General features: G+C 61.8%; 15 protein-coding genes. 9 read left to right on the top strand and 6 right to left on the bottom strand.

Annotated features, from left to right (window positions below; genetic code table 11):
* From dhaL to dhaK, 6 genes are read left to right on the top strand one after another with little or no spacing between them, the layout of a single operon-like run.
* Positions 1-645 carry a dihydroxyacetone kinase subunit DhaL gene (dhaL, locus tag ASC97_RS07410; protein WP_057467713.1) on the top strand — a complete coding sequence of 215 codons (645 nt, stop codon included), beginning with the start codon at positions 1-3 and terminating at the stop codon, positions 643-645.
* Positions 642-1,040 carry a dihydroxyacetone kinase phosphoryl donor subunit DhaM gene (dhaM, locus tag ASC97_RS07415; RefSeq protein ID WP_057467714.1) on the top strand — a complete coding sequence of 133 codons (399 nt, stop codon included), beginning with the start codon at positions 642-644 and terminating at the stop codon, positions 1,038-1,040. The genes dhaL and dhaM overlap by 4 nt, the downstream gene beginning before the upstream one ends.
* Positions 1,040-1,384, top strand: coding sequence for an HPr family phosphocarrier protein (locus ASC97_RS07420; protein WP_057467715.1), 345 nt, complete (start codon positions 1,040-1,042; stop codon positions 1,382-1,384). Before dhaM ends, ASC97_RS07420 begins: the two co-directional genes overlap by 1 nt.
* On the top strand, positions 1,368-2,969 hold the full coding sequence (locus tag ASC97_RS07425) for a putative PEP-binding protein (RefSeq protein ID WP_057467716.1): 1,602 nt from the start codon (positions 1,368-1,370) through the stop codon (positions 2,967-2,969). Before ASC97_RS07420 ends, ASC97_RS07425 begins: the two co-directional genes overlap by 17 nt.
* A gap of 1 nt (position 2,970) precedes the next feature.
* Complete coding sequence (locus ASC97_RS07430; RefSeq protein ID WP_057467717.1) at positions 2,971-3,381, top strand: hypothetical protein; 411 nt, start codon at positions 2,971-2,973, stop codon at positions 3,379-3,381.
* Positions 3,382-3,440: 59 nt separating this feature from the next.
* Positions 3,441-4,442, top strand: a complete 1,002-nt coding sequence (dhaK, locus tag ASC97_RS07435; protein WP_057467718.1) for a dihydroxyacetone kinase subunit DhaK — start codon at positions 3,441-3,443, stop codon at positions 4,440-4,442.
* 56 nt (positions 4,443-4,498) lie between these two features.
* Here the strand turns inward: dhaK and ASC97_RS07440 are convergent, their stop codons facing one another.
* Genes ASC97_RS07440 through bioB form a run of 5 tightly spaced genes read right to left on the bottom strand, consistent with a single transcriptional unit; the run spans position 4,499 to position 9,474 of the window.
* Positions 4,499-5,488, bottom strand: coding sequence for a beta-ketoacyl-ACP synthase III (locus tag ASC97_RS07440; RefSeq protein WP_057467719.1), 990 nt, complete (start codon positions 5,486-5,488; stop codon positions 4,499-4,501).
* Positions 5,485-6,750, bottom strand: a complete 1,266-nt coding sequence (locus ASC97_RS07445; RefSeq protein WP_057467720.1) for an adenosylmethionine--8-amino-7-oxononanoate transaminase — start codon at positions 6,748-6,750, stop codon at positions 5,485-5,487. Before ASC97_RS07445 ends, ASC97_RS07440 begins: the two co-directional genes overlap by 4 nt.
* The gene (gene bioD / locus ASC97_RS07450; protein WP_057467721.1) at positions 6,747-7,385 is read right to left on the bottom strand and encodes a dethiobiotin synthase; all 639 of its coding nucleotides are present in this window, start codon (positions 7,383-7,385) and stop codon (positions 6,747-6,749) included. The genes ASC97_RS07445 and bioD overlap by 4 nt, the downstream gene beginning before the upstream one ends.
* Positions 7,382-8,527 carry an 8-amino-7-oxononanoate synthase gene (locus tag ASC97_RS07455; RefSeq protein WP_057467722.1) on the bottom strand — a complete coding sequence of 382 codons (1,146 nt, stop codon included), beginning with the start codon at positions 8,525-8,527 and terminating at the stop codon, positions 7,382-7,384. Before ASC97_RS07455 ends, bioD begins: the two co-directional genes overlap by 4 nt.
* Complete coding sequence (gene bioB / locus ASC97_RS07460; RefSeq protein WP_057467810.1) at positions 8,524-9,474, bottom strand: biotin synthase BioB; 951 nt, start codon at positions 9,472-9,474, stop codon at positions 8,524-8,526. Before bioB ends, ASC97_RS07455 begins: the two co-directional genes overlap by 4 nt.
* 241 nt (positions 9,475-9,715) lie before the next feature.
* On the opposite strand from bioB, the gene ASC97_RS07465 reads away from it, so the two are divergent.
* A complete protein-coding gene (locus ASC97_RS07465; RefSeq protein ID WP_057467723.1) occupies positions 9,716-10,624 on the top strand; it encodes a LysR substrate-binding domain-containing protein in 909 nt (302 codons plus the stop codon).
* Between the two features lie 81 nt (positions 10,625-10,705).
* Positions 10,706-11,704, top strand: coding sequence for a Gfo/Idh/MocA family protein (locus ASC97_RS07470; RefSeq protein ID WP_057467724.1), 999 nt, complete (start codon positions 10,706-10,708; stop codon positions 11,702-11,704).
* Between the two features lie 3 nt (positions 11,705-11,707).
* Here ASC97_RS07470 and ASC97_RS07475 read toward each other — a convergent pair whose 3' ends face one another.
* Positions 11,708-12,913, bottom strand: coding sequence for an ROK family transcriptional regulator (locus ASC97_RS07475; protein ID WP_057467725.1), 1,206 nt, complete (start codon positions 12,911-12,913; stop codon positions 11,708-11,710).
* A 222-nt stretch (positions 12,914-13,135) separates the two neighbouring features.
* Between ASC97_RS07475 and ASC97_RS07480 the strand changes: the two genes are divergently transcribed.
* Entirely contained in the window at positions 13,136-14,374 is a 1,239-nt protein-coding gene (locus tag ASC97_RS07480; protein WP_057467811.1) for an extracellular solute-binding protein, read from the top strand.
* Positions 14,375-14,434: the final 60 nt, after the last annotated feature.

Consider the following 14,434-nt stretch of genomic DNA (forward strand, 5'->3'; position numbering starts at 1 on the left):
ATGCGAGGTGGTGCTTGGGGAGGATCAGAGGTGCGGACGGAGCCTGTGCTTGTTTCGGGATTGATCGAAGTTTGCCGTGCGACAATCGCGGCAAACACCGACAGTCTATGCGCGCTGGATCGTGCGATCGGGGACGGTGACCACGGCACAAACATGCGGCGTGGGTGCGAGGCGGTCAGTGCCGACGGCGCAAAGTTGTCAACACTGCCCTTTCCGGATGCGGTGGAGGAAATCGGTTTGACACTGGTGATGAACATCGGCGGCGCGGCCGGACCGCTATATGGCACCTTGCTGATGGAAATGGGCCGTGAGCTTCGCAGGCGTGACGAGACCTCCGAGTTTTCGATGGTCCTGAAACAGGCAATCGACGCGGTGGCAAGGCGCGGACGGGCTCAGGAAGGCGACAAGACCCTGCTCGATGTTCTTTATCCCATTCAGGCTGCCCTTGCCGAACGATCGCCGCTCGGCGAAATCGCGATCAGGGCGCAACGGTCCGCCAGCCAGACCGCCCCCATGAAAGCGATGCGCGGACGGGCGTCGTATCTCGGCGACCGTTCGATCGGGCATGTGGACCCGGGCGCATCGAGTTGCGCGTTGCTGACCACAGCAATTTGTCACTATCTGGAGGAGCACTATCCGCAATGAGTGGAAAGACCGCAAATGTGGGGATCGTGATCGTCTCTCATTCGCCCCTCGTCGCACGCGGCATTGCTGACATGGTGCGGCAGATGGTCGGAGATTGCGTGCCGCTCGCATGGTCAGGCGGCAACGTGCACGGAGAGCTCGGAACGGACGCTACGAGCATCCTTCGTGCAATCGAAGCTGCCTGGTCGGATGCCGGCGTTGCGGTCTTCGTCGATCTTGGCGGCGCAGAAACCAACAGCGAAATGGCCATCGAGATGCTCGGTGCACCGCGTTCGGGCCTGGTCTCGATCTGCAACGCGCCGCTGGTCGAAGGTGCTGTGATCGCGGCAGCTGAAGCGTCAGGCGGAGCATCGCTCATAAAGGTGGTCGCGACGGCCGAGGAACTGTCCCCTTGATGAGCGGCCGGTCGGATAGGAAACAAGGAGAGGAAGAACCGGTGCATGCAAGCTGCCAGACGGAAGTGGAAGTCAAGCACGGCGTGGGACTGCATGCCCGCCCGTCCGTCACGTTTACGCGACTTGCCAAGTCCTTCCCCTGCTCCATCGAGGTCGCCGTCAACGGCAGCGACGTCTGGCTGAACGGGAAGAGTATCATCAAGATCATGGGAGCCAGAATTCGCAAGGGATCGATCCTCAAGATAAGGGCCGACGGAATTCTTGCGGAAGAAGCAATCCGGGTCCTGCGAGAACTCATCGAGCGCAACTTCGATGAGGAGAAGAAACATGGCCGGACCGTTTAGGGTAAAGGCAAGAAGCGCGTCTCCCGGCATCGCCACCGGGCCCGTTCACCTTGCGCAACAACGCAACCTCACGGCTTCGTCTCGCCTCCAGCCCGCCTGGCGATATGACAGCCTTGCAGCCGCGATCGAAACCGCAATTGGCGAACTTGAGCATCTTTCTCAGGGAGCCGACAGCGAGAGCCGGGACATCATCGATTTTCAGATCGAAGTGCTTCACGATCCGACGATCGCCGAGGCGACGGCGTCGCGCATGGCAACAGGCGAAAACGTCGCCTTTGCCTGGGTCAACACGCTCGACGGATATATCAGGGAGCTGGAGTCCTCCGAAGAGGAGCAGATGCGCGCCCGCGCCGTCGATATTCTTGATATCAAGAACCGGGTCCTTGGCGCGCTGACCGGAACCCCAGCTGCCGATTTTCCTGCCGGCTCGGTGTTCGTGGCCCCAGATATGGAGCCAAGCCGTTTTCTGGCACATGACTGGTCTGCAGGTGGTGGTATCGTGCTTTTCAATGGCAGCGCGGTCGGCCATGTCGCCTTGCTCGCCAGGTCGAGATCAATTCCGATGGTGGTCAGTGCCGGGCCTTTCACGGCATCGGACGGACACCCGATCCAGGTGGACGGCGACAGCGGCGAGATTGTCCTGCAAGGCGGCGGGCCTTCGATCCCAGCCGTGGATTCTCAGGTAACTGTCGCTAGCGACAGAAAAATGGACTCCGACGACGGCAACGTGCTGACGGCAGACGGCGTGCAGATCAGGCTGTTCGTCAACATCAACGATCCAGACGAGATCGCTTCCGTCGATGCCGCAGGGGTTGGCGGTGTGGGGTTGATGCGCTCCGAGTTCGCGGTGATGTCGGTCGCCGATGCTGCAAACGAGGAGAGGCAGTTCGCGATCTATCGACGCGTGCTGGAATGGGCGGGGGAGAAACCCGTGACGATCCGCATGTTTGATATCGGCGGCGACAAACCGCTTTCGGGTCTTGATGACCTGCCAGCCCTGTCCGCGACGGGACCGCGTGGCATACGGTTGCTGCTTGCCCGGCCGGAAATTGCACGTATCCAGGCGCGTGCGCTGCTTCGCTCCGCTGTGTCGGGGACGCTCGCCGTCATGCTGCCGATGGTGACCTTTCCCTCGGAGGTCGAACAGATGCGCCAGATCTTCCTGGACCAGGCAAGCCAACTCGATCGCCGCGGCATACCCTATCGCATGCCCTCGATCGGAATGATGGTAGAGGTGCCCGCCGCCGCCCTCATGCTCGACACATTTACGGCAGCAGATTTTTTTTCGTTCGGCACCAACGACCTCGCGCAGTACCTGATTGCTTCAGCCCGCGACGGTTCCGGCTTCGAAACACAGGACGACAAGGCGAGACCGGCCGTCCTCCGCCTCCTGGAACAGGGGGCGAAGCTTGCTGCCGGCAAACCGGTCGGCATCTGCGGGGACATGGCCAGCGATCCGGAGTGCCTGCCGTCATTGCTCGCCGCCGGTTTGCGGCATTTTTCCGTAGCGCCGGCCCGACTTCGCGCGATAAGATCGGCGATCGTCGGCCTGAACGCCGACGGGACAACGGCAGCCGGAGAATAGAATGGCGCGCGAAGAGACCGAAGACGCCATCATCGCCTACAAGTCCATCCTGGCGCAGATCATCGACAACAGGCCATCCGGCACGCGTCAGCGTCTGGCGACCGAGCTTGGCAAGCACCGCAGCTTCGTGACGCAAATCACCAGCCCGAGCTATGCGACACCGCTGCCGGCACGTCATCTCGCCACGATTTTCAGGGTCTGTCATTTCAGCGCCGCCGAACAGGACCGCTTTCTCGACGCCTACCAGAATGCGCACCCCGGGAAGTTGCCGGAACTCGGTCATTCGGAGAAGCTGCGTCAGCTGTCTCTGATGGTGCCGGATTTCGGCGACGAACGACGCAACCGCCTCCTGGAGGAAGCGATCTCGGACCTCGTCCAGAAGATCGTGGCGATCTCGGGGGCGCCGGAATGACCGACAGGGCAACAGCCGCGGCCTGATCGGCCGCAGATCGCCGCCTTGGGAGGGGCTCGATGAAGAAGTTCATGAACGCAGCGGATACCATGGTCGCCGAAAGCGTCGAGGGTTTTGTGCGCGCCCATGAAGCCGTCGTCATGTTCGGGTCGCAGCGCAAATGCGTCCGTCGCCGTGAGCTGACACCTGGAAAAGTCGCAGTCATCTCGGGTGGAGGCGCAGGCCACGAGCCGATGCATATCGGCTTTGTCGGCCGAGGCATGCTGGATGCCGCCTGCATTGGGCACATTTTCACCTCGCCGACCCCAAGCCAGATCATCAGTGCCATTGACGAAACAGACACCGGAGCCGGCTGCCTTCTCATCGTCAAGAACTACGACGGCGATGTCATGAACTTCGAAATGGCGATGGAGATGGTTGCCGACCGCCACAAAATCGAAATGGTGGTTGTCAGCGATGACGTGGAAACCGCAAGATCCGGCGAAGATCGCGGGCGACGCGGTGTTGCCGGCACGCTCGTCATTGAGAAGATTATCGGTGCGGCGGCAGAACAGGGCATGTCGCTTGCGCAGTTGAAGGCGCTGGGAGACCGATTGAACGGCAAGGTGCGATCGATGGGCGTGGCACTGAGCGGCGTTACCGTGCCGCAGACGGAGCGCGCGACGTTCGCGCTCGGGCCCGAGGAAATGGAACTGGGAGTTGGCATCCACGGGGAGGCCGGCCATTCTCGCGAACCCTTCTGCACGTCCGACGTCATCGTCGAAAAGCTCTGCACGACCATCGCTGCAGACATCGCTATACCATCCGGCGCCAAGGCGCTGCTGTTCGTCAATGGCCTCGGAAGCACACCGCCGGCCGAGCTCTATATTGCCTATAACGCTGCACGCAATTTCATGGAACAGCGAGACATCCGCGTCGAGCGGTCGCTGGTGGGGACCTACGTCACCTCACTCGACATGCAGGGGCTGTCCGTCACCCTCGCCCTCTTGACGGACGAAGAGATCGCCCTCTGGGACCAGCCGGTAGCGACAGCAGCGCTTCAGTGGGGCAGCAGCGTCTAAACCGAAAAGCGTTGTCCCCGTCAGTCAGACCGTCATTGGGCTCCACCGTGGTTGTTTCAGAAGGCGACCACCACCGCACCGCCTGTCATGCCAGCGCCTGCAGCCGCAAGGAGAATCCGGTCATCGCCGTCGAAGCGGCGGGCCCTGTTTGCAATCGAGAGCGAAAGCGGAATGGTCGCGGCCGACGAGTTTCCATAGTCTGCGATCGTGCTCACTGTTTTGGCGGGCAGTATTCCGACCTTGTCGCAGACCGCACTGAAGATGCGCTTGTTGGCCTGGTGCGGAACAAACCGAGTGATATCTTGCGGCGCAAACCCCGCTTGGCCGAGCGCGCGCACCGAGGACGTCGTCATCATGTCGACGGCGCGCGAGAACACCTCGCGCCCGTCTCGCATCGTCATGAGGCAATCCTCGGCGCCGATACCAGGTCCGAACGGCTGGTTGCTGCCGCCGGCGGCAATCGAGATCAGGTCGTAGCCGCTTCCGTCGGCGATGAGGTCGACACCGCGCAGGCCGGCATCGGGATCGGTCGATGGTGTCAGCACGACAGCACCGGCCGCGTCCGCAAATAGCACCGAGCTCGCCCGCTCGGCGGGATTGATGCGGCGGCTGAGAATATTCGCCGCAACGACGAGAACCGGTCGCCCCTGGGTGCGGACGAAACCGTCCGCCAGGGTCAGCGCATAGAGAAATCCCGAGCAGGCGCCGGCAAGGTCGATTGCCCCGCAATTGCGAAGACCAAGGCGGTGTGCGAGGAGCGGTGCCGACGGAGGCAGAAGATGATCGGGGGTCGAGGTTGCCAGCAGGGTTAGAGCAACGTCGGCGCGATCGACGCCGGCATCGTCCAGCGCCATGTCGCCGGCGCCTGCCGCAAGGCCGCTCAAGGTCTCGCCCTCTACCGCCCAGTGCCTGTACCTGATGCCGGTCCGCTGCTCGATCCAGCCAGGTTCGAGGCCGAGTGCGAACTCGATTTCGCTGCTCTCCACCCGGCGCTCGGGAACGCTGTGGCCAAAGCCCGCCAGCCGCGAAGATCTGACGGCCATCATGCAGCGGCTCCGACCAGAGACGCGGCCTCGTCGATCGCTTCATAGGCACGATCAAGCTCGGGAGCGGTCACGCAATAGGGAGGCATGAGGTAGATAACATTGCCAAGGGGTCGGATTAACAGGCCGCGTTTGCGGAAGAAGGCGCGCAGTCGAGGGCCTGCATCCGCCAGGTAGCCGCTGGTCTCAGTGTTCAGGTCGAGCGCCGCGATGGTGCCGATCTGTCTGATATTTCTGAACCGCTCGTCCAAGGCAAAACGCGACAGCCGCTCTCTATGCATGTCGGCCAGAGCCCCGACGCGTGCAAGGACAGGCTCGTCGCGCCAGATATCGAGATTTGCGACCGCTGCGGCGCAGGCAATCGGATTGGCCGTGTAGGAACTCGAATGGAAAAACGTCTTGCGCCGATCCGTCGAGAGATGCGCATCGAATATCTCAGCCGAGCAGAGCGTCGCCGCCAGAGGCAGCGCGCCGCCCGTCAGCCCCTTCGACGTACACAGTATATCCGGCGTCACATCTGCCTGTTCGCATGCAAAGACCGTGCCCGTGCGTCCCCAACCGGTCATGACCTCATCGGCAATGAGGAGCGTTCCATGACGCTGCGCGATTGCCTGCAATTCGGCCAGAAGCGATGGAGCAAACAGTTTCATCCCTCCCGCCCCAAGCACAAGCGGTTCGAGCAGGAGCGCCGCCACATCACCGGACCGACAGACGCGCTCGAAGGCGTCGAGCGTTTCCTGCTCGCGGCCGGGCTCGGGGAAGGCCAATCGATCCACCCCGAAAAGGAGCGGTTCATAGGCGGCGTTGAACACACCCCGCTCTCCCGCCGACATCGTTCCGATCGTGTCCCCGTGGTAGCCATGCTCCATGACCGCGATACGATTGCGCCCCGATCCGCTGTTGGCAAAATAGCCCAGCGCCATCTTCAATGCGACCTCGACAGCGGTCGAACCGCTGTCGGAGTAGAAGACATGTTTAAGGCCAGGCGGCGCCAGCGCCAGCAGGGCCTCGGCCAGTTCCTCGGCCGGAGCGTGCGTGTATTCCGCAAAGATCAACTGGTCGTATTGTTCTGCCGCCGTCGCGATCGCCTTGACGATCGCCGGATGCCGATGACCATGGGTGATCACCCACCAGGAGGAGATCGCATCGAGAATACGATTGCCGTCTTCGTCGATGAGATAGGCGCCCTCCGTCTCGACGATCCGCCGCATCGGCGGCTCGAGCGCATGCTGCGTGAAGGGGTGCCATACAGCCGAGCGGGTCATGCAAAACCATCCTTGAAGCGGGCGATGTCAAAATTCTCGGCAAAAACGCGAGCAAGGCCTCTTGACGTCACCGCGGGCAATTGCGGCAGGCGGCCGAGGGATCGAACGCCGCCCAACTCGGCGATGATCCGCTGCGTTTCGACGTTCTCGTCACCGATGAACACAATTCCGAAGACAGGAATATGCCGGTTGCGCAACGCCTCGAGCGACAGAAGCGTGTGATTGATGGTGCCGAGCGCGGTTCTCGTGCACAGGATGACGGGGATCTGCCAACGCGCGAACATGTCGGCGAACAGCAATTTTTCGTTCAGCGGCACCAACAAACCGCCAGCGCCCTCGATGACCAGGGGTGCGTCGGTTTCGGGCGGTATCAATCGTTCGGGATCTATCGAAATGCGATCGAGCCGCGCGGCAAGATGCGGTGAGGCCGGCGTCTTCAGCCTGTACGCCTCGGGAAGGATGCGGGACGCGGGGACCGCGCCGAGCCGCATGACCGTCTGGCTGTCGGTCTCTTCGTCAAGCCCCGATTGCACCGGTTTCCAATAGTAGCCGCCTAGGGCGTTGGTCAGGGCGGCGCTGAAGACCGTCTTTCCGATACCTGTGTCGGTCCCGGTAACAACAAGACGCAGTGTCATGCGCGTTCCTCCGCAAGAACGGTCGCCAGGCGCTCGAACATCGCCGCGATCGTGTCCCTGTCGACGTTGAGGGTGATGGCAATCCTAAGCCGTGCAGTTCCTTCCGGCACCGTCGGCGGCCGGATCGCACGGATATCAAATCCGTGGTCGCGCATTCGCGTGGCGATCCTGACAGCCCTGGCATTGTCACCGATCATGACCGGCAGGATCTGCGATCCACTTGCCGGTGCGCCGAGCGCGGATGTGAGGGCGGCGTTTGCGAAAGCGCACAGCTCATCGAAGGAGGTGCGGCGTTGTGGCTCTCCGCCGAGTACGCGCAACGCCTCGCGAACGCCGGCTGCCATCAGCGGCGATGGCGCGGTGGAATAGATGAAGCCGCGGGCGCGATTGACGAGATAGTCGCAGATGATGGCGCTCGCGGACAACAATGCGCCGGAAACGCCGAGCGCCTTTCCGCATGTATGGAGAGCGATGACATTTTCGCCCGCCGCATGACCCGCGGCAAGGCCGCGGCCGCCTGGGCCGAAAACGCCGGTCGCATGCGCTTCGTCGACGACAAGAAACGCATCGTGTGCCCTGGCGATGCGTGCAAGATCGGCAATTGGCGCACGGTCGCCGTCCATGGAATAGAGGCTTTCGACGGCGATCCAGGGGCGCCCGGTACCGCCGGCACGACGCCAGGCGCCGATCGCATCCTCGAATGCCTGTGCGTCGTTGTGAGGGACGGAGATCGCTCTCGCCTTGCCGGCGGCGATGCCCTCATGGGCGCTTGCATGGATCAGCGCGTCGTAAACGACGATATCCTCGCGTTGCGGCAGCGTCGAAAACAGCGCCACATTCGCGGCATAACCGCTGCCGAAATAGAGCGCTCTCTCGGCCCCGAAATAGGCGGCCGCTTCCGCTTCCAGTACCTCGTGCTCAGGGTGGTTGCCCCGTAGCAGCCTCGAGCCGCCGGCCCCGACCGGTACGCCGCGCGTAAGCGCCGCGGCAATCGCATCCTTCAGACGATCTGATCGGGCGAGCCCAAGGTAGTCGTTCGAGGTGAAATCGAACCCGGCCTGGGCGATCAGCACCCGGCTGCGACCCTTGCGTTCGAGGCCGGCCAATGTCCTCTCATAGCGGGCGAGGCCGGCTGTCCTCATCGCGCCGGCTCCAGTTCCATCGGCCTCAGGCCCAGACGGCGAAACAGAGCGCCGTCGTGGTCTTCGCCGGGATTGTCAGCCGTGAGCAGGGTGTCGCCGACGAAGATGGAGTTGGCGCCAGCGAAGAAGCAGAGCGCCTGCATCTCGTCGCTCATCTCGGTCCGACCCGCCGAGAGCCGCACGTGGGACATCGGCATCAGGATACGCGCCAGCGCGATCGTACGGACGAAGTCGATCGGATCGACAGGCTCGGCGTTGGCGAGCTTGGATCCCGGGATCGGGATCAGCATGTTGATCGGCACGCTCTCCGGCGGGACCGGCAGATTGGCAAGAGTGACCAGCATGGAAATGCGATCCTCTACCGTCTCGCCCATTCCGAGGATACCGCCGGCGCAGACCTTTATACCGGCATCGCGGACATTGGAGAGCGTTTCAAGACGATCGGCAAAGCTGCGCGTCCCGATGATCTCGCTGTAGAACCGTTCCGACGTGTCGACATTGTGGTTGTAATAGTCGAGGCCGGCGTCGGCCAACGAAGCAGACTGCGCCGGCGTGAGCATGCCGAGGGTCATGCAGGTCTCCATGCCCAAGGCCTTGACACCGTGCACCATGGCGACGACCTGATCCATGTCCCGATCCTTGGGACTGCGCCAGGCCGCGCCCATGCAGTAGCGCGTGGCGCCAGCCTCCTTTGCCTTGCGGGCTTCGGCCAGCACGCGCTCGACTTCCATCAATTTCGACGCCTTCAGCCCTGTCGGATAGTGTGCCGACTGGCTGCAATAGCCACAATCCTCCGGACAGCCGCCGGTCTTGATGGACAGCAGCCGGCTCATTTGAATGGCATTTGGATCGAAGTTGGCACGGTGAACGGTTTGGGCGCGGAAGATGAGATCGTTAAATGGCAAATTATAGATAATACTTGCGTTCTCGATCGTCTGTTGAGGCATGCCAACCTCTTCAATATGATCCTGCAGTATCAATTCCGATGTCTCAAGCCGCATTTGATCGCGCCCTCTCCTGGATTCGTCCTCAATATAGATATGAATGTCCTTTTATCTATAATTTTGCAAGATGAGAAAAGAGCCGGGAAATGCGCGTTTTCGGTCGGCTGCTTCGGGGGATTGGTTGACTTGCGATCGACCGCAACCGAAAACGCTGGACACACCGTGTTTGGACCGTGAACCCTTTATGGCAGACAAACGCCCTTCCCTTCCCCCACTCAATGCTCTGAGAGCCTTCGATGCGTTGGCACGGTGCGGGAGCCTGCGGGCGGCGGCTGCCGATCTCGGTGTCGTGCCGGGCGCAGTGCGCCAGCAGCTCGCGAGCCTCGAGGATCATTTTGGCGTGGCACTCTTCAACAGGGAAAGCGGGCGCGTCAGCCTGAACGACACGGCCCGCCGCCTTGCAGACGCCATCGGAGTGGCCTTTGCGATCATTGTGCGCGCAGCCGACGAGGTGTCGACGCAGCAAGACCGGCTGCGATTGCGGCTCGGCGTCCCGATGCCGATGGCGTCCGCATGGTTTGTTGCGCTGCTGCCGCGCATTCAGGCCGACATAAAATCGCTCGATATCGAGGTGGTGCCCGTTCCCGTCAGCGTCACGCTTTCGGATGCGCCCGATATCGACGCCATCGTCGCGGGCGGCGAGTACCGCCCTCTGCCCGATATTTCGGCCACCCAGTTCATGGACGACGAATTCGGCCCAGTCGCAACGCCGCAGGCCGCTGCCAACATGTCGGCTGGCCTGGAAAAGGCGACAGCCATCATCGCCCGCGATGTGGGATACCTCTGGGACGACTGGTTTCGCGAAAGCGGCACGACACCCGTCCGGTTTCACAGGCGGACCGAATTTGCAGACCTCGTGCTGGCGCTGAGCGCCGCCAAGGCCGGCATGGGCTTCACAATTGCGCCGCGGGCATCGATCGAGGCCGAACTGGCCTCCGGGGCCCTGGTGGCACCCTTCGGCTTCACGGCACGCCCGGCGGGTTACCGGCTTTGCTGCCGGATCGCCGATCGCGACCGAAAACCCATCGCTGCCTTGCGTGCCTGGCTGGTTGCCGAGGGAAAGGCAGCAAATCTGCCCCTCGCAGCACCATAATATCCCTGTACGATCCCGGCTCGCAGCCGCTAGAAAGAGCAATAGCCGCGACGACGGCAATCTAGCGAAAGATGAGACGGAATGCTGCGTTGGGGAATTCTGGGGACGAGTTTCATCTCGAACACGATGGCCGACGCCATTTGCGCAAGCGAAGGCTCGTTCATCGAGGCGGTCGTGGGGCGTGATCCGGAGCGCCTTGAGGCTTTCGCCAGACGGCACAATGTTGCAAAGCGGTACGCAACCGTTGAGGCCCTCGTCGACGATCCCGAGATCGACGTCGTTTATGTCGGCCTGCCGAACAATCTGCACCACGAAGCCGTGATCAGGGCCGCGCAACGCGGCAAGGCCGTGGTCTGCGAAAAATCGCTGGCGACGGGGATGGCCGATGCGCAGGCCCTGGCGAACGCGGTACAGACGGCAGACATCTTCTTTCTCGAAGGACTGATGTACCTCAACCACCCCGTCATCGCCGAGCTTGGCAATATCATCCGGTCCGGGCGCCTCGGCGCAGTTCGCTCTGTTGCCGGTCTATACGCGGCCGACATTTGGAAGCTCGTCAACCCCAATGGAAACGGCACGCTCTACAATCTCGGCTGCTATCCGGCCTCGCTCCTGCACTACGTCATACAGACAGCTTTCGGCCCGGAGGCATTCTCCGACCGGATCATGAGCGGCCATGGAAATATCTCGCCAAAGGATCACAATATTTGCGATGCTGCGCTCGCTGTTCGCTTCGGCACCGGAACGCTCGCCACGCTGCAATCGACCGACAGCTACGGAATGTCGTTCGATTTCACAGTTCGAGGCGACCTTGGCTCGGTGCGCTTTGCAACGAACCCGTGGCTGCCGATTGCCGGCGACAACATCCTCGACGTCGAGGAGTACGGCAAAGCACCCGAACAGGTGACAATCGGCTCGGACGTCGATGCGTTTGGTCACCAGGTCCGCGTTGTCGAACGCTGCCTCAGCCTCGGCCTCAAGCAGGCCGAACGCCCCTCGCCCAGCCTTGGCGATTCGCTGGAGATCATGGCGCTGCTGACCGAATGGGAAGCGCTCTGCAAGGCCGCACGCACGCAGTGAGACCTAGCCTGCGCTCTTCAGGATGGCCGAAAAGCGCGGATCGAAGGCGCGGCTGATGGGTTCCGCCGCAGCGCCGAGGGCAACCGCCCAGGGATCGGTCATGCCGAGCTGAAAACGCGGAATAGCACGATCCGGCCGGCTGGAGAGCGATGGCAGCAATGGCTCCATTGCCGCGACGAGGCGGCGGGCGAGCGCTTCCGGGGCGCCGCAGCACAGGATGACAGTCTGCGGGTCGAAGATGGTCTCGATGAGATGGACGCTCCAGCGCAGATCCATCGCTGCCTCCTCGATCCAGGACGATACTCTGGCATCGCCGCTGGCGGCTAGATCGGCGATAATCGAATAGAGCTTTGGGTCGGCGGGATCGATTGCCAAATGCTGATAGAGCGAGGCAAGGGAGGCGCGATGTTCGAGCGGCGCAGAGCGTCCGCCAGGAGACAAAAGCGCCATGCCGATTTCACCGGCATTGCCGTTTGCCCCGCTGTAGAGTTCCCCCCCAAGGATCAGGCCGGCGCCGATACCGTAGCCGAGATAGAGGCATACGGCGTGATCAAGCCCGTGCGCGGCGCCCACCATGCGCTCGGCCGTTGCGCAAGCGGCCGCATCGTTTTGAAGCCCGACCTCAAGTCCGGTGCCTGCAGCCAGCATCTCGAGCAGCGGAAAGGTCTGCCACGCCGCCATCATCCAGGGATCATCGGCGCTTGCCTCCACGCCGAAGGGGCCGGGCATCGCCGCGCCGAGGCCAACAAGACGCCGCTCCGATTGACTGGCACGCTTTGCGAGATCGCGCCTGACAGTTCCCACCAGGTCGAGAATGACCTTGACGCCACTGGAGGGGCCGTCCGGGGGCAGGTTCGCCTCCGCGCGCGTCAGGATGTTGCCCATGAGATCAACGGCCAGCGCTCTCGTCGTGTGCCGATCGATCTGAAGGCCGATCGCAAAGGCACCTTCGGGCACCAGACCATAGGGGGTCGACGGCTGACCTCTTCCCTTTCTGACGACATCCTGCGAACTGACCAGTCCATCCTGCTCCAGTTCATCGATGATGTTGGAAACGGTTTGCTTGGTAAGCTTGGTTGCCCGCGCTAGATCCGCACGCGAAAGCGCGCCGTTCATCCGCAACGCATCAATCATCACGCGCCGGTTATGGGCACTTGTGCCTTCGTGATTGGTGCCGCTCTTGGCCCGGATCGGGCGCGTTTCGTTCATCTGCAATTCCCTCTTGACACCAATAGAATATTGAAGAACAAATTAGTCAAGACAATTGACTTATTAAGGAACCAAAGAGTTCCAGGGAACGCAGCGGGCCGCAACGGCTCCGACGACGCTCCGAAATTCGGCAGCCGGCATACCGGATGCCTTTTCGACATCCGGTGCGACCCACGGCCGCCCCGGAAAAACGGGTGAATGTCAAAAAAACTGGAGGCTGGAATGTTGAAATCCTTAAACAAGACACTGCTCGGTGCGGCTCTGCTGGGTGCGTCTTTTGCTCCGCATGCCTTTGCCGAGACCACAATCAATGCGCTGTTCATGGCACAGGCAGCCTATAGCGAAGCCGACGTGCGGGCTATGACGGATGCATTCAGCAAGGCGAACCCCGACGTCAAGGTAAACCTCGAATTCGTTCCCTACGAGGGCCTGCACGACAAGACCGTGCTGGCTCAGGGATCGGGCGGCGGCTACGATGTCGTGCTGTTCGATGTGATCTGGCCCGCAGAGTATGCGGCCAACAAGGTTCTGGTCGATGTCTCCTCGCGTATCACCGACGACACGAAGAAGGGCGTCCTGCCCGGCGCCTGGACGACCGTCCAGGCCGACGGAAAATACTTTGGCATGCCCTGGATTCTGGACACCAAATATCTGTTCTACAACAAGGAAATCCTTGAAAAGGCTGGCATCAAGAACCCACCGAAGACCTGGGACGAACTGACCGAGCAAGCCAAGACGATCAAGGACAAGGGTCTTCTGGCCACCCCTATCGCCTGGAGCTGGTCGCAGGCCGAAGCCGCGATTTGTGATTACACGACGCTCGTCAGTGCCTACAAGGGTGACTTTCTGAAAGACGGCAAGCCCGCCTTCCAGACGGGCGGCGGTCTCGATGCGCTGAACTACATGGTTTCCAGCTATAAATCGGGCCTCACCAACCCGAACTCCAAGGAGTTCCTTGAAGAGGACGTCCGCAAAGTATTCCAGAACGGTGATGCGGCCTTCGCGCTGAACTGGACCTACATGTACAACATGGCCAATGACCCCAAGGACAGCAAGGTTGCGGGCAAGGTGGGTGTCGTGCCCGCTCCGGGTGTCGCCGGAAAGAGCGAAGCATCGGCAGTCAACGGTTCGATGGGCCTCGGCATCACCTCGGCAAGCAAGCATCCGGACGAGGCATGGAAGTACATTGCCTTCATGACCTCGCAGGCCACTCAGAATCAGTATGCGAAGCTCAGCCTGCCGATCTGGGCGTCTTCCTATGATGACCCTGCCGTTACCAAGGGTCAGGAAGAGCTGATCTCTGCCGCCAAGATCGGTCTCGCCGCCATGTATCCGCGCCCGACGACACCGAAGTATCAGGAGCTTTCGACTGCCCTTCAGCAGGCAATCCAGGAGTCCCTGCTCGGCCAGTCTTCACCGGAAGATGCTCTGAAGACTGCTGCCGACAACAGCGGCCTCTGAGCGACGAACCGCCAGGCGGCCCCAAGCGTCGCCTGGCCTCCGTTTCCATACCGATGAATT

It is taken from the genome of Rhizobium sp. Root1203 (genome assembly GCF_001424945.1).
Taxonomy (GTDB): domain Bacteria; phylum Pseudomonadota; class Alphaproteobacteria; order Rhizobiales; family Rhizobiaceae; genus Rhizobium.